Raw genomic sequence first — 22,004 nt, 5'->3', positions numbered from 1 at the left:
TCAACCTCCCGCGACAGGGACGCCGCTCTGGCCACTACCAGCCTGGACACCACCGTGAATATGATTAATTTGGCTGACCCCACCTGCGACCTGATCGCCCTGCGAAACGATTTCCCCGGTCTGGTTGATCACCGGCGAATCAATGTTCACCGCTGTCGTGGCCTTGATGTTCAGGGTTTGCGTCTCTATGTCGATGATCCGGCCGCGCTTGAAGTGGATGTAGTCGCCTTCGTCGGTGTAGATGGCGACCTCGCCAGACGCCATTGCCTGAATGCGGTACCGGCGATCAGCCGCCACCAGCACCACCGCATGAGATCGATCCCCCCCGATAAACGCAGCCAGCACCTCGGCGCCGGGCAGTGGGTTGCTGGTGAAACCGTAAGGTTCGAAGTGTTCGGCGCCATCCTTGAGCTCACCAGCGGTGAGGCGGACCTGCAGGCCTTGGAGCTTTTTGGAGGCATTGACCAGCACCACCGTTCCGCGGGCGAGCATATTTTTCATGTTCATTTTTTTGGCTCGTAGTCAGCGGGGATCAGGTATTCGAAGTTGTCGCCCTTGCCGCCCTTCTTCACTTTCCTTTTGCCATGCGGATCCTTCGGCTCAGGCTCGAAACCCTCAGGCGGCCCCACCTCCAATTTGGTGAGCATCCCCTGCTCACTCAGCGTGTAGGTGATGCGCGAGATCAACATGTCCCGGTCCATGCCAATGATGGGGTCGATCACCCTGACGACCGTGTTGTGACGCCAAAGCTGGCCATTGGATTGACGCCAGCCCTGAACCACATAAGTCACCGTCAGCGCCTTCCCCATTCGGCTGCTGCGCTCCCAGTTGGCTCGCGACTGGGCCAGCTCGTTGGTCACCTGGCCGGACTCCTGAATGATCATCACCCGCTTGCGCGTGGTGCGATCGTCAGCAGCGCTGGCCGAAACCTCAGCAGCATCCGGCCCGAATTCATCGTCGGTACCACTCTTCTGGCCCAGCACCTGGTACTCGGAAAACACCCCGGAAAAATCGAGCGGCGCATCGCCGGTCTTGACGTTCTTACCCACCTCAATCGCATCGAAGGTCCGACCACCACTGCCTGGACTGGCAAGCACGGCTGCGCCGCGCGCGTCGTCCGTGGAGAACACCCGGAACAATGTCAGCAACCGGTCAATGGAGGCGAAAGCCGTCTCGCCCGGCTCGATGGTGTGGTCAGAAAGTTTTCCGCCTTCGGGGATCTCACTGTTCACCGTGATGCTATAGGGCGCAGCCAACGCTTTGACGATGGCCAGCACCGCCTGGTTGTTCCATTGGCCAGGCTTGTTGACTGCCGCGCAGTCCACCAGGTCCGCCGTCAATGATCTCCCGCTGATCGTCTTGGTGATTTGCTTATCGTCGTAGCTGACCGGTGTCGCAAACACCCACGCAGTCAGCACCAGGTCATTACCGATTTTCACCTGGCACTTGTCGCCCTGCCGAATCGGTACGTTTTGCACTTGCCCCGGCCACTTCCAGGTCAACGACACATTGAAAGAGCGGGCTTGATCTTCGAGCCCCGCGGTGATTTCCACCGATTTCCAGCCGAAGTAATCCATACCGCCAACCGTGAGGCTGACCGCATTTTGGTCATCAGACATTGGTTACCTCTGGGCGATTTTGATGGGTACCGCCGGCACAAAGCCCGGGTGCTGAATGCGGTTGCGTTGCACCACCTCCGGCGAACGCGTTGCATCGCCGAAGCGTCTGTATGCCAGCACCAGTGCCGACAAGGTTTCAGGCGGTGTGATGTCGACCAACTTAACCCCGGATTGCGCGACGGCCGTCAGGTGCTTCACCACCGTCTGCCGAAAATTGTTCAGCGCCAGATAGTGCTCAGGATCAGCCTTCAGCGATGCTTCATGAATGGCCTCATTGAGGTTGTCCCGAAGCTCGATCACATCGTCAGCCACCGGTACGTCGGGCCGCACAATGGGCTGGAGCGCCTGTTGCTCAACGGAAGGCATGGAACCTATCGACTCTGGTTGTGGGGCGACCGGCATCTCACTCACGATCAGACCGATCTGCACCAGGGTTGAATCCTGAACCAGGTTCGCGGTGGCCTGCGATGCAGTGATCGCATCGGTGCCACCGATTGAACTGACGGTGTTGATGCTGCTGACCGCCTCCGTCTGCTGGCTGGCTTCGGCGACTGCCCCGCGGTAACCGCCGCCATCATTTCCCGAGCTGGTGCCGACGTTCCTGCCCGAGCTGGACCGACCACTTGAACCCGAGCTGAAAAAATCGAAGCCAGAAAAGCTGCTGAAGTAGCTGGAAAAGAGTGAGGACAAAGAACCCGGGGAGTTCATCAGTGACTGCGCGAAACCCGTGACATCCGTAAAGACACTCACGAACGGTGCGAACTGCTGCTGAATAACAGAGAACACATTCGTAAGGCTGTTGCGCATTTGTAGCAACCCGAGCCGCGCTTGATTCACTGTGCCCATGGCGGTCTTGTACCGATTGAGCGAAGACGTCAGCAGGCTTTCGGACGAATTCACCACCTGCGCCTGGGTGTTGACCTTTGCCGCCGGCGTCTTCAATGGCACGTCCGGATAGAACGTCAGCTCAAAACTGACCATGCCACCGCCCACGAAGTCGTGGGACATATCGCACTCGCCCGCCTTGACCTGCATTTTTCCGAGCCAGGGGTGGACCAGCTCGCCGCCACCCGGTGTGTTCAGCGCCTCGATCAATTTGTCTCGGCGCTCGAAACAGTCATCACCGATGATCCACGCCGTCATCTTGTGCACTTGGGACTGCTTGCCCAGCTGCTCAAAGAACGGGGTGTCCCGCTGCGGGAACTCGTGCAGTTGTCCCTTCATTCCCACCGGCACCGAAGTCTGAGGGATCAAGAAGCTGATCCCCCGGAACGAAGCCGGCAACAACTTATCACGCCACGTCGCTGTCATTAGTTGGGCCTCATAACACCGATGGTTCGGGTACCGACACTGGGCTTGATGCTCAGGCCCGGCTGATTGGTTTTCGCTTGATCGACGGTGGTGCCGGGAGGAGCGCCGGGGATGTTGATGGTGATCTCACCATTGAGCTTCGGCGCCTGGTTACCAGACGCCTGTTGAAGCAGACCGCTGGATTGGTTGGCCAGATTCGGCCGACTCAACAACTTGTCAGTGCTCGGGATGCCCGCCGCGTTTTTCATCATCCGCTGATAACGCTGAGCACCCTCTACAGCGCCGGCCTCAACAAACGCACCATCACCGCCACCTGGCCCCGCGTTGCGCACGCGCTGTTCTTCGGCGAACTCGTTGGCCTTGTTGGTGGCGGTTTTGATGATGCCTTCTCCACCTTCGCCACCGCCGAAGTACTTCATCATCGGCTCGATAATCGGTTTCAATTTCGCCCATAGCTTCTGGAACCACTCAGTGATGGGTGCCCAGTTCTTCGCAATCATCCCGAGCGGCGTCCACTCAAACATACGCCCGAGAAAATCCATTACCGGTGTGGAGACAGCGACAAGAACATCCCAAAGCGCCGAGAACAACTCAGTCAACGGCCCCCAGTTTTCGATCACCAGCCCGATCGGGGAGAATGCAAAGGCCTGCTTAAACCAGCCCCACAGGATCATGGCCGGACCTTTGATCTTTTCCCAGATCGCCTCGAAGTACGGCGCAACGGTCGCCCAGTTGGCAATCAACAGGCCGGCCGCGAGCGCGATACCTCGAACGATTATCCCGATCGGTGACATAGCGGTGACGGCACTGAGGATCTTGGTTGCCACCACGGCGCCCATCACCGCGACTCGCAGCACACCGAAGGCAACGCCGGCACCCAACACGCCGCGGATAACGCCAGGGTGTTCAGCGGCAAGCGAGGACATTTGGGAAATGGCCGGGCCGATCTGGTCCATGAAAGCATTGAACGGCGGCAGGAGACCGGAACCCACAGCGACACCCAAGCGAGTGACTTTGTTGGTCAGCAGCTGCATGGAGTTGGCAGTGGTCGCCGACCGCGCCGTGTATTCCGCCTCCATCGATCCCGCAAATTTTCCTTCCTTGCCTACGGCGCCGAAGCTGGACTTCAACAGATCGAGGTTGGTTAGCAGTGGCGCGATAGCGGACACCGACTCCGTACCGAACAGCTGCGTCAGTAACCCGGCCTGCTTCGCCGGATCGACCTTGGCGATGCGCTCCAGCACGTCTTCGATAGTGCCCTGGGCATCCTTTTGCATGCTCTTCGAAACTTGCTTGACGTCCAACCGCAGCGACTTGAAAGCCTGCGATTGTTCCTTGGTGGCCGCACTGCCCTTGGTCAGCGACAGCATGAAGTTTTTCATGCCGGTCGCTGCCACTTCACTTGGCACGCCCACGCCCGCAAGCGTTGCACCCATCGCGGCAACTTGCCCCGCCGACAGGCCGGCGATGCCACCCAACGAACCGATGCGGGTCACGATGTCGGAGATCTGCGCGGCCGACGAAGGGCCGATGTTGCTCAGGTAGTTGATCTTGTCAGCCAGGGTCACAACTTCGGGCTGGGTCATTTTGAATGATGTCCGCCACTTGGCCATCATGTCGCCGGACTGGTCGGCTGTCTGATCGAAGGCGATGCCCATCTTCACCGCGTCTTCGGCGAACTGCTTCAGCTCACCACGGGCAAAACCAGCCTGACCTCCGGCGGCAACGATGGCGGCGATGCCGCTCGCCGCCATCGGCATTTTCTCCGACATATCAAGCACGTCCTGCCCCATCTGCTTGAACTGTTCGGGTGTGTCGAAGGTAACCACCTTCTTCACGTCAGCCATGGACGTTTCAAATTCCATGGCAGCACGGGCACCAGCAATGAACGGCGCCGCAAAGGCGCCGCCTTGCAACATATCCTTGAAGCCGATGTTGCCAAGGCCTGTGCTGTTCATCTGTTTTCGGAAACCCGCAACGTTCTTGCGGATCCCGGTCAGTGTCGGCGACAGCTTGTCGACGCCGGTGATCAACGCCTTTAGCTGGAACTTGTCCGCCATCACTGCACCTGCTGAAGTTCGTTAATGCGTTGGGCGTGCTCAAGGCATTCCGTGAGCGCATCCAGTGGCCTGGCCATCATCTGTTCGGGGTCAACCTTCCAGAACCAGGCCAGGTCGTAGGCGACTGAAATCAGGTCGTTGATGGAGCCGACGCCGCACTCATGAAAAAACCGGCGACCGCCCAGCTCAGCGCGTTGAGGTCAGCCAAGTCCAGCTGGTTGACCGACGACGGCGGGATGCCTGCACAGACCGCGATATATTTGGCGGCCACATCCATGTCGAGTCCGACCTCTTCGTTCTTGTCGATCCGATACGGCAGCGCCTTGATGGCGCGCACTTCCTGTACGGTCGGCCGACGCAACGTCAGCTCAGTCAGTGGCTCGCCGTGCGCCTCAATGGCCGCCTGAAGTTTTACTGCGCCTGTCATTGCCACACCCCTTTTATGCCGTCGAATTGCAGTTCAATGGTGCCGTCATCGCCTTTCGACGTCGGCTCGTCGACCAGGTACGCCCCCGAAAGCACGTAGACCTTGCCGTTGTTGAATTCACAGGTGACCGTCATATCCGTGCCTTCGGTCAGCGTCTTGATCGACAGAGCCGGATCGTGGATGGCGGTCATCTTCAGATAAGGCGCGAGCTCTTCTTCCTTGTAGAAGCCCGGATAAACCGTCTCCCGTTTTTTATCCATCAACGGCGCTTCGGCGCCACCGGTGACGGTTAGCTGCATTCCGTCCACCTTGATGTACGCCGTGCCCGCTACTTTTTTGCCCATGGGTTGTATCTCCAGAATGAAAAAGCCCGCTCGCGGCGGGCTTGGTGATCGTGGTCAGCGTTACGCGGCGGCGTTGTACTGGAGGCGGAACTGGTTGAGCAACGCAAAAATACGCAGGCCGTTGATGTAGTCCGGCGGGAACAACACGTTCACGCGGCTCGGGTCGTTGCTGTCGCGCTCCACCACCAGGTGCTCGGCGAACAGGTCAGCGTTTTCCACATGACCTTCTTGCTCGAGCTTGGCGTACTGCGCGATCAGCTCGCCACGAATGGTGCTCGGCGTGACGATCGGCTGGCCGGCACCGAAGCGCGTACCGTCGCTGGCCAGCTTGTGGCGACCGTACTTGCTGGTGATCACGCTCTGCATGCGCCGGATGATGAACGCCGACTGATGCATGGTCTCGCTGTCCAGGTATGAGTTGTCCGCTTGGCCGTAAGCGTTTTTCTGGTAGGTGGTGATCGAGCGCTGAATGCGCACGTAGCCATCCGAACTCACTGGCTACAGCGAAGACGCCATACGCCACAAAGTGAAGAACGGAACATGGGCACAGGGCCGTATCTGGCGCAAAACGCCAGACGGGCGCATCGCAATCAACATGACGGAGTACGACAAGTGGGCCGAGAGCGCACCTCAGGAAGCGGCCTAGAAGCCGAGCTGGCCAAACACAAAGGGATCGAATTACACGGCGGAAACATTCGCGTCGTGTTCATGTGGAGGCGAGTCCGCTGCCGCGAATCCCTCGGCCTTCCGGTTACCAAAGCCAACATCAAACATGCCGCCCTTCTCAGGGCGGCAATAATTCATGAGATAAAAACAGGACACTTCGATTACACCCGACACTTTCCCAATTCGAAGAACGCGACTAACTACAGCAACGTAAAGGACGAACGGCTGGCCATGCTGATGGCCCGCTACAAACCACTAAAGGCCGTCGACATAACCCCGATGACCGAAGAAAAATACGGATACGCGCTTGATATCTGCACCGAACTATTAGGGCCAGATCGGTTGGCAGGCATCCTTTTACCCGAAGATATCCAGCTACTCAGAACACAACTGATTTCGACCCGAGCACCTTCCACAGCGAACCATTACCTGGCTACGTTCGCCGGCTTCTTGGCGTGGTGCGAGAACAACAGCTACTGCCGCAAAGGGCTGTCCACCGCCTGCATTCGATTCGCGATGATCGGGCGCGAACCGGACCCATTGACCAAAGGCGAGTTTGAACAGCTGCTCAGTAAAGGCTGCCTACACCCGCAGGACTCAGCCGCGATCACGCTAGCGGTTTACACCGGCATTCGCCCTGGGGAGATGTGCGCATTAGCCGTCGAGGACGTCGACCTGATCGCTGGCCAGATCAACATCACCCGGGCCATCACTGCGGACGGCACATTCAAAGTGCCCAAGACCGGCAAACCGCGCGCAGTACTTTTGATGCCGCCAGCTGTCGAGGCCTGCAAAATTCTACTGGGTTTGGTGGCCGATCACGCACCGCGCGAGATCGAGGTGTACATGAACCGCCACGAAAGCCGCCTCGAAACAGTCACCCCGCTACTGTCCCCAACCACACAAGCCCGGAAAAAAATCATCAACCAATGGTTTATCCCCACGTCATGGAACACTAAGTGGGCAGCCATCCAAAAGCGATCGGGGATTCGCCCTCGCCGCCCATACCAGACTCGACACACCTACGCCTGCTGGTGCTTAACCGCCCGTGGTAACCTTGCGTTCATTGCAAAGCAAATGGGCCACAAAGACTTCACCATGCTGGTCGAGGTGTACGCCAAGTGGATGGACGACGAGTCGCCGACCGAGCTTTTACACATCTGGTCAGGCATCCAAAAGCAAACCAAAAAGCCCCATTTTTGCCCCACACTTTTGAACAATTAACGCTAAGCCACTGATGAATAAAGCTATTTCAGATTTATCCAGCCACACCCCGATGATGCAGCAATACTGGCGCCTGAAGAACCAGCACCCCGACCAGCTGATGTTCTACCGCATGGGCGACTTCTACGAGATCTTCTACGAAGACGCGAAGAAGGCCGCCAAGTTGCTGGACATCACCCTGACCGCCCGTGGGCAGTCGGCCGGTCAAGCGATTCCGATGTGTGGGATTCCTTACCACGCCGCCGAAGGTTACCTTGCGAAACTGGTGAAGCTCGGCGAATCTGTGGTGATTTGTGAGCAGGTCGGCGATCCGGCCACCAGCAAGGGTCCGGTGGATCGTCAGGTGGTGCGGATCATCACGCCGGGTACGGTCAGTGATGAAGCGCTGCTGGATGAGCGTCGGGACAACCTGATCGCGGCGGTGCTGGGTGACGAACGTCTGTTCGGTCTGGCGGTGCTGGACATCACCAGCGGCAACTTCACCGTGCTGGAAATCAAAGGCTGGGAAAACCTGCTGGCGGAACTGGAACGGGTCAATCCGGTAGAGCTGATGATTCCGGATGACTGGCCAAAGGATCTGCCGGCGGAAAAACGCCGTGGGGTTCGTCGCCGTGCGCCGTGGGATTTCGAGCGCGACTCGGCACTGAAAAGTCTTTGTCAGCAGTTCTCCACCCAGGACCTGAAAGGCTTCGGCTGCGAGAACCTGACCCTGGCCATCGGCGCCGCCGGTTGCCTGCTCAGCTACGCCAAGGAAACCCAGCGCACCGCCCTGCCGCACTTGCGCAGCCTGCGCCATGAACGTCTGGACGATACCGTAGTGCTGGACGGCGCGAGTCGTCGCAACCTGGAACTGGACACCAACCTGGCGGGCGGGCGCGACAACACGTTGCAATCGGTTGTCGACCGCTGCCAGACGGCCATGGGCAGTCGCCTGCTGACTCGATGGCTGAACCGTCCGCTGCGCGACCTCAGCGTATTGCTGGCGCGCCAGACTTCGATCACCTGCCTGCTCGACGGTTACCGTTTCGAAAAACTGCAACCGCAGCTCAAGGAAATCGGCGACATCGAGCGGATTCTGGCGCGGATCGGCCTGCGCAATGCCCGTCCTCGTGACCTGGCTCGCCTGCGCGATGCACTCGGTGCGCTGCCTGAGCTGCAAGCGGCGATGACTGAGCTGGAAGCACCGCACATCATTCAACTGGCGAAGACCACCAGCACCTACCCGGAACTCGCGGCGCTGCTGGAAAAAGCCATTATCGACAACCCGCCAGCGGTGATCCGTGACGGCGGCGTGTTGAAGACCGGTTACGACAGCGAACTCGACGACCTGCAGTCACTGAGCGAAAACGCCGGGCAGTTCCTGATCGATCTGGAAGCACGGGAGAAGGCTCGCACCGGCCTGTCGCACCTGAAGGTCGGTTACAACCGCATTCACGGTTACTTTATCGAATTGCCGAGCAAGCAGGCTGAATCGGCACCCGCCGACTACATCCGCCGCCAGACGCTCAAAGGTGCCGAGCGCTTCATCACGCCGGAACTGAAAGCGTTCGAGGACAAGGCGCTGTCGGCCAAGAGCCGCGCCCTCGCCCGCGAGAAAATGCTGTACGAAGCGCTGCTCGAAGACCTGATCGCCCAATTGCCGCCGTTGCAGGACACCGCCGCTGCACTGGCCGAACTGGACGTGCTGAGCAACCTGGCCGAACGCGCCCTGAACCTCGACCTGAACTGCCCGCGCTTCGTTGACGAGCCGTGCATGCGCATCTCCCAGGGTCGCCACCCGGTGGTCGAGCAAGTGCTGACCACGCCGTTCGTGGCCAACGACCTGAGCCTCGACGACAATACGCGCATGCTGGTAATCACCGGTCCGAACATGGGCGGTAAATCCACCTACATGCGCCAGACCGCTTTGATCGTGCTGCTGGCGCACATTGGCAGTTTCGTGCCGGCGGCCAGTTGCGAATTGTCGCTGGTGGACCGGATCTTCACCCGGATCGGCTCCAGTGATGACCTGGCCGGCGGGCGCTCGACCTTCATGGTCGAAATGAGCGAAACCGCGAACATTCTGCACAACGCCACCGAACGCAGCCTGGTGCTGATGGACGAAGTCGGTCGCGGCACGAGTACTTTCGACGGCCTGTCCCTGGCCTGGGCCGCCGCCGAACGCCTGGCGCATCTGCGGGCTTATACGCTGTTTGCCACCCACTACTTTGAGCTGACCGTGCTACCGGAAGCCCAGCCGCTGGTGGCCAACGTTCACCTCAATGCCACCGAGCACAACGAGCGCATCGTGTTCCTGCACCATGTGCTGCCCGGGCCTGCCAGCCAGAGCTACGGCCTGGCGGTTGCGCAGTTGGCCGGTGTGCCGAGCGAAGTGATCGTGCGTGCTCGCGAACACCTCGGCCGACTGGAAGCGACTGCCCTGCCCCATGAGGTTCCGAAACCTGCCAAAGGCAAACCGGCCGCGCCGCAGCAGAGCGATATGTTCGCCAGCCTGCCACATCCGGTGCTGGATGAACTGGCCAAACTTGATCTGGATGACATGACACCGCGCCGCGCGTTAGAAATGCTCTATACACTAAAGACACGGATCTAACGCACTTGCCTGCAAGCTGTTAGAATCTCGCGCGGTTTGGGATGCTGCAGGCTAATAGCCTGGCCTGCAGACTATCGCTCCCAAACCTGGCGACCCCAACATGAAGGGGCTCCGCTGCCGCCGCCTGAGGAGAAAATTAGAAATGACCTTCGTCGTCACCGACAACTGCATCAAGTGCAAGTACACCGACTGCGTAGAAGTCTGTCCGGTGGACTGCTTTTACGAAGGCCCGAACTTCCTGGTGATTCACCCGGATGAATGCATCGACTGCGCACTGTGCGAACCAGAATGCCCTGCCGTGGCCATCTTCTCCGAAGATGAAGTACCGGAGGACATGCAGCAGTTCATTCAGCTGAACGTTGAGTTGGCCGAAATCTGGCCCAACATCACCGAGAAGAAAGAATCGATGCCCGATGCTGAAGAGTTTGATCGCGTCATCAACAAATCTGTAGGTAGCAAGCTCAAAGACCTCGAACGCTGATTTCCCCCGCGTTCCCAAAAGGCCCCTAGCGGGCCTTTTTGCTTTTCGGCAGGCAAAAAAAAGGGGCGGTTTGACCCGCCCACATTTTTTCCTTATTCCCTGTGTTCCTTTTCATCGTCCTGATGAATCGCTTCCTGCGATGTCCATCCCCCTCATCCTTGAAGGGTGTGTCTGTCCGTCGACACAGTTCAGATACTAGAGAGTTCCCCACCAAGAGCAATCGCCCCCAATCCGCAAAAGTCTCTGTCACATGCTTTTAATATTTATTAATAACCATATAAATCAATTAGATAACTCGAGCAGACGTAGCAGATGGGCGACTGCCACACTGTAAAAATAACGAACACTTACGAAAGAGTAAGCAAAGACTTACAGCGCGAAACTACAAACCTGAGGCGCTTGCCAGCCATCTCCCAGGCATTAAAAAACCCCGAACCAGTCGGGGTTTTTTAATGTCACTCAAGCGCGTTGCTTACTGAAACAGCGACTCGCTCGACAGGCCGTTCTTTTCGAGAATCTCTCGAAGACGTTTCAGGCCTTCCACCTGAATCTGTCTGACCCGTTCCCGGGTCAGGCCAATTTCCAGGCCCACGTCTTCAAGTGTGCTGCTCTCGTGACCACGCAGGCCGAAGCGGCGTACCACCACTTCGCGTTGCTTGTCGGTCAGTTCCGAAAGCCATTGATCGATGCTCTGGGACAGGTCGTCATCCTGCAACAGTTCACATGGATCGGTTGGGCGGTCATCCGTAAGGGTGTCCAGCAGGGTTTTATCCGAATCCGGACCCAGCGAGACGTCGACCGAAGAAACCCGCTCGTTCAAGCCGAGCATGCGCTTGACCTCCGCCACTGGTTTTTCCAGCAGGTTGGCGATTTCTTCGGGTGAGGGTTCGTGATCGAGTTTTTGGGTCAGCTCCCGTGCAGCCCGCAGGTACACGTTGAGCTCTTTGACCACATGGATCGGCAACCGGATGGTCCGGGTCTGATTCATGATTGCGCGCTCGATGGTCTGACGAATCCACCAGGTAGCGTAGGTCGAAAAGCGGAAGCCGCGCTCAGGATCGAATTTCTCCACTGCCCGGATCAGTCCGAGGTTGCCCTCTTCGATCAGGTCCAGCAGCGACAGCCCACGATTGACGTAACGCCGGGCGATTTTCACCACCAGCCGCAGGTTGCTTTCAATCATGCGCTTGCGCCCGGCCGGGTCGCCACTTTGCGACAGACGCGCAAAATGAACTTCTTCTTCCGGGGAGAGCAGCGGGGAAAAGCCAATTTCGTTGAGGTATAGCTGCGTGGCATCAAGTGCCCGCGTGTAGTCGATGTACTTGTGTTGCTTTAGCGAAGCGGAGTGTTTGGATTTGGCACGAACGGAAGGTGGAGCAGCCCCTTCATCATTCGACATCGAATCCGTAGCGATGCCGGTCTCCATAAGGAGAACCTCATCGTCGATGTCAAACTCCGGCACTTCTTTACTGAGAGCCATTGTTATAGTCCTTTGGTGAGTTCGACCCCAAGCTCAAGCGGCGCCTTTATCCTTGGCAACGCTGGAGCCTGTCCCCTCTACGTGACGGAACAGGCTGGTAACAAATCAACGACGTGGCAGGAACTGCAGTGGATCTACAGGTTTACCTTGTCGGCGAATCTCAAAATGCAGTTTCACCCGGTCTGTACCCGTTGACCCCATTTCGGCAATTGTCTGTCCGACCTTGACCTGCTGCCCCTCCCGAACCAACAGCCTGCGGTTATGTCCGTAGGCACTGACGTAGGTATCGCTGTGTTTGATGATGACTAATTCGCCGTAGCCCCTTAAGCCACTCCCGGCGTATACCACCGTCCCATCAGACGCAGCTAAAACAGGCTGTCCCAAATCTCCGGCGATATCAATTCCTTTATTCAAACTACCGTTTGAGGAGAACTTTCCAATCAGAATGCCATTAGATGGCCATCCCCAGCCGGTCGGGGCCGGGCCGGCAGGAGGCATCGGAGCAGGGGTCGGCTTGTTGGCGACGGACGGTGCAACCACCGCTGTGCTGGTCGTTGCGCCATTCGGCTGACGCCGGATTACCGTGGTTTTCAGCGAAGACGAAGGCGCTGAATCGGCAGCACTGGCCACCGGCGCCGACGTTGATCCGGTGCGACCGTCGAAGCGAATTGTCTGACCCGGATGGATCGTATACGGCGTAGGAATGTTGTTCCGTGCGGCGAGGGCTTTGTAGTCCCAGCCGTAGCGAAAAGCGATCGAGAACAACGTATCTTTTGGTCGAACGACGTATTGACCCGTGGTCACCGCCGGACGCTGGGCGACGGTCTTGTTGCGATCGACGACACGCACGTCACTCGTTTTGGAACTGGAGCAACCGACCAGCAAGGTGCTCATGACGAGGCCAGTCACCAGGCGCTGAAAGCTCTTTGTACCCATACGCTGCGCAATGACTGTGAGACTCACCCGCCGCTCCCTTTGTGGTGGCTGAAATTGTGGATTGCCGTGTTTCGGCACGAAATGTCGCAAGTATAACGGGCCGAACAGGCTTTACCTTTAATGAAGCGAAATCGCTCCGCGCACACGTTTGCTGCCAGCAGATGAATCCTGTTTAACCCATCGATGCCGCTGTAAGACCCGAGCAATCGAAGAGAATTCAGCGTGCCTGCACAAATGCTCAGGCCAGCGGCCCGTTGAGCAGTGGTACGAAGCGCACCGCCCCCAGAACGCGGCGTGAAAAGCCTTGTTCTTCGCGGATGATCAGCATCAGTTGCTGCACCTCACCGGAGCCGACAGGAATCACCAGTCGCCCGCCAGGGGCCAATTGATCGAGCAGCGCCTGAGGCACATCGGTGGCCACGGCCGTCACGATAATGCCGTTATACGGCGCCAGCGCCGGCCAGCCTTCCCAACCATCGCCCCAGCGGAAGACCACGTTACGCAAGTTGAGATCGACCAGACGTTCCTTGGCCCGGTCCTGCAATACCTTGATGCGCTCGACCGAGAAAACCCGCTCGACCAGTTGGGACAAGATCGCTGTCTGATAACCCGACCCGGTGCCGATCTCCATCACCTTGTCCAACGGGCCCGCCTCAAGCAGCAACTCGCTCATGCGGGCCACCATATAAGGCTGGGAGATCGTCTGGTTATTGCCGATCGGCAACGCCGTGTCTTCGTAGGCGCGGTGCGCCAGCGCTTCATCGACGAACAGGTGACGCGGTGTACGGCGGATCACTTCCAGCACCTTGGCGTTGGAAATGCCTTCCTCATACAACCGCTGGATCAGGCGCTCGCGCGTGCGCTGCGAGGTCATCCCGATGCCACGATGCATCGGGTCTTGTTCACGAGCCATTAGCGCAACCCCTCCAACCAGCCATCGAGACTTCTGAAGGCATCATTGAAGGTGCGATCCAGTTGCAGCGGGGTAATCGACACATAACCCTGCATCACCGCATGGAAATCTGTGCCAGGGCCGCCATCTTCGGCATCCCCGGCGGCGGCGATCCAGTAACCGGACTTGCCGCGGGGGTCGACCACTTTCATCGGTGCCGCAGCACGTGCGCGGTGCCCGAGGCGGGTCAGCTGAATGCCGCGAATATGATCCAGCGGCAAATTGGGAATGTTCACGTTGAGTACCGTGCGCGGTGGCAAGTCGAGGTCGGCGTGGGCCTCGACCAGTTTGCGCGCAAAGTAAGCGGCCGTGGGAAGGTTCTCCACTTGCCGTGAGACCAACGAAAAGGCGAACGAAGGACGCTCAAGGAAACGCCCCTCGAGTGCCGCCGCAACGGTGCCGGAATACAGCACGTCGTCGCCCAGGTTGGCGCCCAGGTTGATGCCGGAAACTACCATGTCCGGTTCGCGCTCCAGCAAGCCGTTAAGGCCCAGGTGCACGCAATCGGTGGGTGTGCCGTTCAGGCTGATAAAGCCGTTGGCCAGGGTTTGCGGGTGCAACGGACGGTCGAGCGTCAGCGAGCTGCTGGCGCCGCTTTTGTCCTGGTCCGGGGCGATAACCACGCATTCGGTGTAATCCGCCAGCGCAGCATAAAGCGCGGCGAGACCGGGTGCGGTTACCCCATCGTCGTTAGAAATCAGAATACGCATGGGCTGTCCGTCTGCCCCACCGGCACCAGATCAACAAGCTCGCGCACCAATACGGTGGCAAAGCATCCGGCCGGGAGGACGAATTCCAGTTGCAGAATGTCAGGCTCGGGATAATGCCACGTCAACCCACCAATGGGCAGCCGCAGGATGCGACGTTCGTGGCTCATTCCGGCGTTAATCAACCAATCGCGCAGATCCGCTTCGCGAGCGGCGACTGCCTGCTCCAGTACATGGACAGCGCCGGTCGCCGGCGAGTCACCTTCGCCCCACTGAGGGCCGGTCGGGTGCAGGTCGAGAATCGCCAGGCGCGGGTCGCTGCACTCGGCTTCACCGGCCGGGAAAAAACTGCGGCTGTCAGTGAAGGCCAGCAGATCGCCCACCAGCGCTTGCTGCCAGGTGCCATCGGCCACACGCGCCGCCAATACCTGATTGAACAAAAAGCTACGGGCGGTGGAGAGCAGACGCGAACGGACATTGCGTTGCTCCGGCAGCGCTTTGCGCGCGGCCCAGGCACGGGCATCGACCACGTTGCCGCCGTCAAAGCCGAAACGCTGGGCACCGAAATAATTCGGAATACCTTGCTTGGCGATCAACTGCAACCGCCCTTCAATCGCGGCTTTATCGCCAGCGAATTGCGTCAGCCGCAAGGTGAAGCCGTTCGCCGAATGGGCACCGCGTTGCAGCTTGCGCTTGTGCCGACCGGTCTTGAGGATTTTCAGCGTGTCGTTTTCGGCCGCAGACAAATCAGGATCAGCCTTGCCCGGCAACTGCACGCTGAACCACTGGCGAGTCAGCGCCTGACGATCCTTGAGGCCCGCATAACTGACGGTGCGCAATGGCACACCCGCTGCCTTGGCAATGCGCCGTGCCGCTTCTTCGGTATTCAGGCCGCGCTTTTCCACCCAGATCCACAGGTGTTCGCCATCACCACTGAGGGGGATATCGAGCACTTCATCGACCTGAAAATCTTCCGCCGAGGCTTTTAAAACCGCCGTACCGAGGGCGTCACCATAGGCCCGCGGGCCGAGCAATTGCGCTTCGTTCATGCGCGCAGCAACAAGGCAACGGAATGCACGGCAATGCCTTCTTCGCGACCGACAAAGCCGAGCTTTTCGGTGGTGGTAGCTTTCACGTTCACTTGATCCAACTCAACTTGAAGATCCGCGGCAATCAGCGCGCGCATCGATTCGATATGCGGGGCCATTTTCGGCGCTTGGGCGACGATGGTGTTATCGACGTTGCCGACTTTCCAGCCTTTGGCGTGGATCAGTGCGACGACGTGACGCAACAGCACGCGACTGTCGGCGCCCTTGAATGTCGGGTCAGTGTCCGGGAAGTGCTTGCCGATATCACCCAGCGCAGCGGCGCCGAGCAAGGCATCGCTCAAGGCGTGCAGCAGGACGTCACCGTCGGAGTGAGCGAGCAGCCCGAAGCCGTGTGCGATACGCACGCCGCCCAGAGTAATGAAATCGCCTTCAGCGAAACGGTGCACATCATAGCCGTGGCCAATACGCATAAAAAAACGCCCCGATTTTTGTCAGGGCGTGATTCTACCTGCTTTGTCGGATATTAGGCGCTTAGAGCACGTGCGTGATGCTGCAAGTGGTCGTCGATGAAGCTGGCGATGAAGAAATAGCTGTGATCGTAGCCGGGTTGCAAGCGCAACGTCAGCGGATGACCGGCCAGTTTGGCGGCCTGTTGCAAGGCTTCAGGCTTGAGCTGAGTGGCCAGGAAATCATCGCGATCACCTTGGTCGACCAACAGCGGCAACTTCTCGCTCGCCTCGGCAATCAGGACGCAGGCATCCCACTCACGCCATTTCGATCGGTCCTCCCCCAAGTAGCGGGAAAACGCCTTCTGACCCCAAGGGCAATCCATCGGATTGTTGATCGGCGAGAACGCCGACACCGACTGATAACGCCCAGGATTGCGCAAGGCGCAGACCAGTGCACCGTGGCCACCCATGGAGTGACCGCTGATGCCGCGCTTGTCCGACGCCGGGAAATGGGCTTCGACCAATGCCGGCAATTCCTGCACGACATAGTCATGCATCCGATAGTGCCGGGACCAGGGTTCCTGCGTGGCATTCAGGTAAAACCCGGCACCGAGACCGAAGTCCCACGCGCCATCCGGATCGCCCGGCACATCGGGGCCGCGAGGGCTGGTGTCCGGCGCGACGATAATCAATCCAAGCTCGGCAGCCATGCGCATCGCGCCAGCCTTGTGCATGAAGTTCTCGTCGGAGCAGGTCAGGCCGGACAACCAATACAGCACCGGCAGCTTGCCGCCCTGCTCCGCTTGCGGCGGCAGGTACACGGCGAACACCATGTCGCAGCCGAGCACATCGGAGCGGTGCTTGTAGCGTTTGTGCCAGCCGCCGAAGCTTTTCTGGCAGGAGATATTTTCCAGGCTCATGACCGACCTCAGAAATGGATGACGCTACGGATGCTTTTGCCTTCGTGCATCAGGTCGAAAGCCTTGTTGATATCTTCCAGGCCCATGGTGTGGGTGATGAAAGTATCCAGCGGGATTTCGCCGGTTTCGGCCATCTCGACGTAGCTTGGCAACTCGGTACGACCGCGCACGCCGCCGAATGCCGAACCGCGCCAGACGCGACCGGTCACCAGCTGGAATGGACGGGTGGAGATTTCCTGGCCGGCACCGGCCACGCCGATAATCACCGACTCACCCCACCCCTTGTGGCAGCACTCAAGGGCCGCACGCATCAATTGCACATTGCCGATGCACTCGAAGGAAAAGTCGACGCCGCCGTCAGTCATGTCGACGATGACTTCCTGGATCGGACGATCGAAATCTTTCGGGTTCACACAATCGGTTGCACCCAACTGCTTGGCGATCTCGAACTTGGCTGGGTTGATGTCGATGGCAATGATGCGCGCAGCCTTGGCCTTGACCGCACCGATCACGGCCGACAGGCCGATGCCGCCGAGACCGAAAATGGCCACGGTATCACCCGGTTTTACCTTGGCAGTATTGAGCACCGCGCCGATGCCGGTAGTCACGCCGCAGCCCAGCAGGCAGACTTTTTCCAGTGGCGCTTCTTTTGGAATTTTGGCGACGGAGATTTCCGGCAGCACGGTGTACTCGGAGAATGTCGAGGTCCCCATGTAGTGGAAAATTGGCTGACCCTTGTAGGAAAAGCGCGAAGTACCATCCGGCATCAGGCCCTTGCCTTGAGTCGCGCGAATCGCCTGACACAGGTTGGTTTTGCCCGACAGACAGAATTTGCACTGACGGCATTCCGGGGTGTACAGCGGGATCACATGGTCGCCGACCGCGACGGAGGTCACGCCCTCACCGATCGCCTCTACCACCGCGCCACCTTCGTGACCGAGGATCGACGGGAAGATGCCTTCCGGGTCCGCGCCCGACAGGGTGTAGGCGTCGGTATGGCAGACACCGGAGGCAACCACACGCAGCAGGACTTCACCGGCCTTGGGCATGGCGACATCGACTTCGACAATCTCGAGAGGTTTCTTGGCCTCGAAGGCAACGGCAGCGCGCGACTTGATCATGTGGATTCTCCAGTGAATAAAAACGAGACAGGGAGTGTAATACAGCGCCTTACGAGGAATAATCCGGACAAAAGCAAAACATTATTGCCACACAGGGATAATCCTTGATGTCTGAAAACCGCTGGGAAGGGATCGACGAGTTCGTCGCGGTGGCCGAGTGCAGCCAATTCACGGCGGCGGCGGAACGCCTTGGGGTTTCTTCCTCTCACATCAGTCGACAAATCGCACGCCTCGAAGAGCGCCTCCAGACGCGGCTGCTTTACCGCAGCACTCGCCGGGTTACGCTGACCGAAGCCGGGCAAACCTTTTTGCAACATTGCCAGCGCTTGCAGGACGGTCGCGAAGAAGCCTTGCGCGCAGTCGGCGACTTGACCAGCGAACCCAAGGGCATGCTGCGCATGACCTGCGCCGTGGCGTATGGCGAACGCTTCATCGTGCCATTGGTGACCCGTTTCATGGGCCTTTATCCACAATTGCGCATCGACATTGAACTGAGCAACCGCCCTCTCGACCTGGTGCACGAAGGGCTGGACCTGGCTATCCGCCTCGGACGTCTTCAGGATTCACGATTGGTCGCCACACGCCTCGCACCACGGCGCATGTATTTGTGCGCGTCGCCTTCCTACGTGGAACGGTATGGTCGCCCACACAGCTTGTCGGAACTCAGCCGCCACAATTGCCTCATCGGCAGTTCGGACATGTGGCAACTTGAACAGAACGGGCGGGAATTTTCGCAACGGGTGCAAGGAAACTGGCGCTGTAACAGTGGGCAAGCAGTTTTGGATGCGGCGTTACAGGGCGTGGGTTTGTGTCAGCTGCCGGACTACTACGTGCTGGAGCATCTGAAAAACGGCGAATTGATTTCACTGCTGGAGGCTCACCAACCGCCGAACACGGCGGTTTGGGCGCTTTATCCACAGCAGCGGCACCTGTCGCCGAAGGTGCGCAAGTTGGTGGATTATTTGAAGGAAGGGTTGGCGCAAAGGCCGGAGTATCGGAGTTAGACCTGCCAATGCATTCAGCGATAAATTCGTTGACTGGACCACCGCTTTCGCGAGCAAGCCCGCTCCCACATTGGTTCAGCGTCATACCACCAAACATGTAACCGACCGAGATCTCGTGTGGGAGCGGGCTTGCTCGCGAAGGGCGCGACTCGGTGGCCCGTATGAACACGAAAAGGCTTAGCGGCGGTTAGCCCAGCGCTGCCGCAACCACTCAAGGTCTTCAGGCCGAGTAACTTTGAGATTATCGGATCGCCCTTCAATCAGACGCGGCGCCAAACCTGCCCACTCCATGGCCGAAGCTTCATCAGTCACCAAGGCATCCGCCACCAGACTGTCCGCCAACGCCCGATGCAACGCGCCGAGGCGAAACATCTGCGGCGTGTACGCCTGCCAGATCACGCTGCGATCCACGGTTTCAACCACACGACCGTGCTTGTCGACCCGTTTGAGCGTATCGCGGGCAGGAACTGCCAGCAGCCCGCCCACTGGATCGTCCGCCAACTCACTCAACAACTTATCAAGATCATCACGCGAAAGATTCGGCCGTGCGGCGTCGTGAACCAGCACCCAGTCTTCATCATCAGCACCTTGAGCGTGCAGATGAAGCAACGCATTGAGCACCGACCCGGAACGCTCGTCGCCGCCCTCGACCCGCTGAATACGCGGATCGGCAGCACACGCCAGGTTCGGCCAGTAAGGATCATCTACAGCAAGACTGACCACCAACCCCTTCAGGGCAGGATGATCAAGGAAACAGCCAAGGCTGTGTTCGAGAATAGTGCGCCCGCCCAGTTGCAAGTATTGCTTGGGACGGTCCGCGGCCATACGGGCACCGACGCCCGCGGCAGGAATCACGGCCCAGAAGGCCGGTAACGACTGGATCATTGGGCCAACTGGTAAAGGGTTTCACCGTCCTTGACCATGCCCAGCTCATGGCGAGCCCGCTCTTCAACGGTCTCCATGCCTTTTTTCAACTCACTGACTTCAGCGTCCATGACCCGATTGCGTTCCAGCAACCCTTCGTTCTCAGCGTGTTGATCCGCGATCTGCTGAGTCAGCTCGGCCACTTGCGCCAGACTGCCATTACCCACCCACAGGCGGTATTGCAGGCCAGCCAGCAGCAAGAGCAAGACGAGGAACAACCAATTGGGACTGCGCATCGAATATCAGGTATCCAGTGGAAAAAGACAGCCATGCCAAACTATGAAGCTTCTGATAGCACGAAGCCTGGAAGATCCAGGCTTGTGCTCTTAAGGCATCAGATTAGTGGCAAATCCATCGCTGTAGCGATTTTTCCGACACAATCCGGTGTCTTTTTACCAGTTAACGATTAACCGCGGAATTCGCTGCGACCGTTGTACTTGGCTTTGCCGTTCAACTGCTCTTCGATACGCAGCAGTTGGTTGTACTTGGACACGCGGTCCGAACGGCACAGGGAGCCGGTCTTGATCTGGCCAGCCGAGGTGCCCACCGCCAGATCGGCAATGGTCGAATCTTCGGTTTCGCCGGAGCGGTGCGAGATCACGGCGGTGTAACCAGCGGCCTTGGCCATCTGGATGGCTTCCAGGGTTTCGGTCAGGGTACCGATCTGGTTGAACTTGATCAGGATCGAGTTGGCGATCTTTTTATCGATGCCTTCTTTCAGGATCTTGGTATTGGTCACGAACAGGTCGTCGCCTACCAGTTGGACTTTCTCGCCGATCTTGTCGGTGAGGATTTTCCAGCCAGCCCAGTCGGACTCGTCCAGCCCGTCTTCGATCGAGATGATCGGATAACGCTCGGTCAGGCCTTTGAGGTAGTCGGCGAAACCTTCGGCGGTGAAGACCTGGCCTTCGCCGGACAGGTTGTATTTGCCGTCTTCGTAGAATTCGCTGGCCGCGCAGTCCAGTGCCAGGGTCACATCGGTGCCCAGCTTGTAACCGGCGTTGGCCACGGCTTCGGAGATCACTTTCAACGCGTCTTCGTTGGAAGCCAGGTTCGGTGCGAAACCACCTTCGTCACCCACGGCAGTGCTCAGGCCACGGGCCTTCAGCACAGCTTTGAGGTGATGGAAAATCTCGGTGCCCATGCGCAAACCTTCCGAGAAAGACTTGGCGCCAACCGGCTGAACCATAAATTCCTGGATGTCGACGTTGTTATCGGCGTGCTCGCCGCCGTTGATGATGTTCATCATCGGAACCGGCATCGAGTAAACACCCGGGGTGCCGTTCAGGTTGGCGATGTGAGCGTACAGCGGCAGGTCCTGGTCCTGTGCTGCTGCCTTGGCCGCGGCCAGGGAAACGGCGAGGATCGCGTTGGCGCCCAGGGAACCTTTGTTTTCAGTACCGTCGAGCTTGATCATCGCGTGATCCAGCGCTTTCTGGTCGCTTGGGTCCATGCCTTTCAACAGGTCACGGATCGGACCGTTGATGTTGGCCACGGCCTTCAGAACGCCCTTGCCCAGGTAACGGCTCTTGTCGCCATCACGCAGCTCGAGCGCTTCACGCGAGCCAGTGGAAGCACCGGACGGCGCGCAAGCGCTGCCGATGATGCCGTTATCGAGAAGCACGTCCGCTTCCACGGTGGGATTGCCACGGGAGTCGAGAACTTCACGACCTTTGATGTCGACGATTTTTGCCATTGTTGTAAACACTCCAAAGTTGACGAAAACGACGCAGCTAG

General features: G+C 58.7%; 22 protein-coding genes and 1 pseudogene. 5 read left to right on the top strand and 18 right to left on the bottom strand.

From position 1 onward, the window contains the following. From ACA051_RS06360 to ACA051_RS06330, 7 genes and pseudogenes are all read right to left on the bottom strand, one after another. Positions 1 to 507 (bottom strand): phage baseplate assembly protein V, encoded by a 507-nt coding sequence (locus ACA051_RS06360; protein ID WP_497373982.1) that lies wholly within the window; start codon positions 505 to 507, stop codon positions 1 to 3. Beyond that, entirely contained in the window at positions 504 to 1,619 is a 1,116-nt protein-coding gene (locus tag ACA051_RS06355; protein ID WP_497373980.1) for a phage baseplate assembly protein, read from the bottom strand. The genes ACA051_RS06360 and ACA051_RS06355 overlap by 4 nt, the downstream gene beginning before the upstream one ends. A gap of 3 nt (positions 1,620 to 1,622) precedes the next feature. Next, complete coding sequence (locus ACA051_RS06350) at positions 1,623 to 2,930, bottom strand: DNA circularization protein (RefSeq protein ID WP_497373978.1); 1,308 nt, start codon at positions 2,928 to 2,930, stop codon at positions 1,623 to 1,625. Next, positions 2,930 to 4,990, bottom strand: coding sequence for a phage tail tape measure protein (locus ACA051_RS06345; RefSeq protein WP_497373976.1), 2,061 nt, complete (start codon positions 4,988 to 4,990; stop codon positions 2,930 to 2,932). Before ACA051_RS06345 ends, ACA051_RS06350 begins: the two co-directional genes overlap by 1 nt. A 130-nt stretch (positions 4,991 to 5,120) precedes the next feature. Further along, complete coding sequence (locus ACA051_RS06340; RefSeq protein WP_497373974.1) at positions 5,121 to 5,417, bottom strand: phage tail assembly protein; 297 nt, start codon at positions 5,415 to 5,417, stop codon at positions 5,121 to 5,123. Further along, positions 5,414 to 5,761, bottom strand: a complete 348-nt coding sequence (locus ACA051_RS06335; RefSeq protein ID WP_493146802.1) for a phage tail tube protein — start codon at positions 5,759 to 5,761, stop codon at positions 5,414 to 5,416. Before ACA051_RS06335 ends, ACA051_RS06340 begins: the two co-directional genes overlap by 4 nt. Before the next feature lie 60 nt (positions 5,762 to 5,821). After that, positions 5,822 to 6,244 (bottom strand): annotated as a pseudogene (locus ACA051_RS06330) (phage tail sheath C-terminal domain-containing protein); the annotation flags it as partial. Between the two features lie 43 nt (positions 6,245 to 6,287). On the opposite strand from ACA051_RS06330, the gene ACA051_RS06325 reads away from it, so the two are divergent. From ACA051_RS06325 to fdxA, 4 genes are all read left to right on the top strand, one after another. Beyond that, complete coding sequence (locus ACA051_RS06325; protein WP_497373972.1) at positions 6,288 to 6,407, top strand: hypothetical protein; 120 nt, start codon at positions 6,288 to 6,290, stop codon at positions 6,405 to 6,407. Further along, positions 6,374 to 7,651 carry a site-specific integrase gene (locus tag ACA051_RS06320; protein ID WP_497373970.1) on the top strand — a complete coding sequence of 426 codons (1,278 nt, stop codon included), beginning with the start codon at positions 6,374 to 6,376 and terminating at the stop codon, positions 7,649 to 7,651. Before ACA051_RS06325 ends, ACA051_RS06320 begins: the two co-directional genes overlap by 34 nt. Positions 7,652 to 7,676: 25 nt before the next feature. Next, positions 7,677 to 10,244 carry a DNA mismatch repair protein MutS gene (mutS, locus tag ACA051_RS06315; protein ID WP_497310547.1) on the top strand — a complete coding sequence of 856 codons (2,568 nt, stop codon included), beginning with the start codon at positions 7,677 to 7,679 and terminating at the stop codon, positions 10,242 to 10,244. Positions 10,245 to 10,386: 142 nt separating this feature from the next. Beyond that, on the top strand, positions 10,387 to 10,725 hold the full coding sequence (gene fdxA, locus ACA051_RS06310) for a ferredoxin FdxA (RefSeq protein ID WP_219096772.1): 339 nt from the start codon (positions 10,387 to 10,389) through the stop codon (positions 10,723 to 10,725). Between the two features lie 472 nt (positions 10,726 to 11,197). Here the strand turns inward: fdxA and rpoS are convergent, their stop codons facing one another. From rpoS to ACA051_RS06270, 8 genes are all read right to left on the bottom strand, one after another. After that, positions 11,198 to 12,205: an RNA polymerase sigma factor RpoS gene (gene rpoS / locus ACA051_RS06305; protein ID WP_010462770.1), complete on the bottom strand. Its 1,008-nt coding sequence runs from the start codon at positions 12,203 to 12,205 to the stop codon at positions 11,198 to 11,200. A 105-nt stretch (positions 12,206 to 12,310) separates the two neighbouring features. After that, on the bottom strand, positions 12,311 to 13,168 hold the full coding sequence (locus ACA051_RS06300; protein WP_497373968.1) for a peptidoglycan DD-metalloendopeptidase family protein: 858 nt from the start codon (positions 13,166 to 13,168) through the stop codon (positions 12,311 to 12,313). Between the two features lie 211 nt (positions 13,169 to 13,379). Further along, entirely contained in the window at positions 13,380 to 14,015 is a 636-nt protein-coding gene (locus ACA051_RS06295; RefSeq protein ID WP_497310546.1) for a protein-L-isoaspartate(D-aspartate) O-methyltransferase, read from the bottom strand. A 38-nt stretch (positions 14,016 to 14,053) separates the two neighbouring features. After that, a complete protein-coding gene (gene surE, locus ACA051_RS06290) occupies positions 14,054 to 14,803 on the bottom strand; it encodes a 5'/3'-nucleotidase SurE (RefSeq protein ID WP_131059177.1) in 750 nt (249 codons plus the stop codon). Next, positions 14,791 to 15,849, bottom strand: coding sequence for a tRNA pseudouridine(13) synthase TruD (gene truD, locus ACA051_RS06285; protein WP_497373966.1), 1,059 nt, complete (start codon positions 15,847 to 15,849; stop codon positions 14,791 to 14,793). The genes surE and truD overlap by 13 nt, the downstream gene beginning before the upstream one ends. Next, positions 15,846 to 16,319 carry a 2-C-methyl-D-erythritol 2,4-cyclodiphosphate synthase gene (gene ispF / locus ACA051_RS06280; protein WP_010462780.1) on the bottom strand — a complete coding sequence of 158 codons (474 nt, stop codon included), beginning with the start codon at positions 16,317 to 16,319 and terminating at the stop codon, positions 15,846 to 15,848. The genes truD and ispF overlap by 4 nt, the downstream gene beginning before the upstream one ends. Positions 16,320 to 16,372: 53 nt before the next feature. Then, the gene (gene fghA, locus ACA051_RS06275) at positions 16,373 to 17,218 is read right to left on the bottom strand and encodes an S-formylglutathione hydrolase (RefSeq protein ID WP_497373964.1); all 846 of its coding nucleotides are present in this window, start codon (positions 17,216 to 17,218) and stop codon (positions 16,373 to 16,375) included. An 8-nt stretch (positions 17,219 to 17,226) separates the two neighbouring features. Then, entirely contained in the window at positions 17,227 to 18,339 is a 1,113-nt protein-coding gene (locus ACA051_RS06270; RefSeq protein WP_033059912.1) for an S-(hydroxymethyl)glutathione dehydrogenase/class III alcohol dehydrogenase, read from the bottom strand. A gap of 107 nt (positions 18,340 to 18,446) precedes the next feature. On the opposite strand from ACA051_RS06270, the gene ACA051_RS06265 reads away from it, so the two are divergent. Next, positions 18,447 to 19,343 carry a LysR substrate-binding domain-containing protein gene (locus ACA051_RS06265; protein ID WP_497373962.1) on the top strand — a complete coding sequence of 299 codons (897 nt, stop codon included), beginning with the start codon at positions 18,447 to 18,449 and terminating at the stop codon, positions 19,341 to 19,343. A 177-nt stretch (positions 19,344 to 19,520) separates the two neighbouring features. Here ACA051_RS06265 and ispD read toward each other — a convergent pair whose 3' ends face one another. The 3 genes from ispD to eno all read right to left on the bottom strand — a co-directional run bounded on the left by ispD (position 19,521) and on the right by eno (position 21,963). Then, a complete protein-coding gene (gene ispD, locus ACA051_RS06260) occupies positions 19,521 to 20,228 on the bottom strand; it encodes a 2-C-methyl-D-erythritol 4-phosphate cytidylyltransferase (RefSeq protein ID WP_497373960.1) in 708 nt (235 codons plus the stop codon). Continuing rightward, positions 20,225 to 20,503 (bottom strand): cell division protein FtsB, encoded by a 279-nt coding sequence (ftsB, locus tag ACA051_RS06255; protein WP_008028992.1) that lies wholly within the window; start codon positions 20,501 to 20,503, stop codon positions 20,225 to 20,227. The genes ispD and ftsB overlap by 4 nt, the downstream gene beginning before the upstream one ends. Before the next feature lie 170 nt (positions 20,504 to 20,673). Next, positions 20,674 to 21,963, bottom strand: a complete 1,290-nt coding sequence (eno, locus tag ACA051_RS06250) for a phosphopyruvate hydratase (protein ID WP_452625136.1) — start codon at positions 21,961 to 21,963, stop codon at positions 20,674 to 20,676. Positions 21,964 to 22,004: the final 41 nt, after the last annotated feature.

The sequence above is a fragment of the Pseudomonas sp. LBUM1669 genome (genome assembly GCF_059695705.1).
Note: the sequence above shows the minus strand (reverse complement) of the source record. Positions and strands in the feature narration are given on the sequence as shown.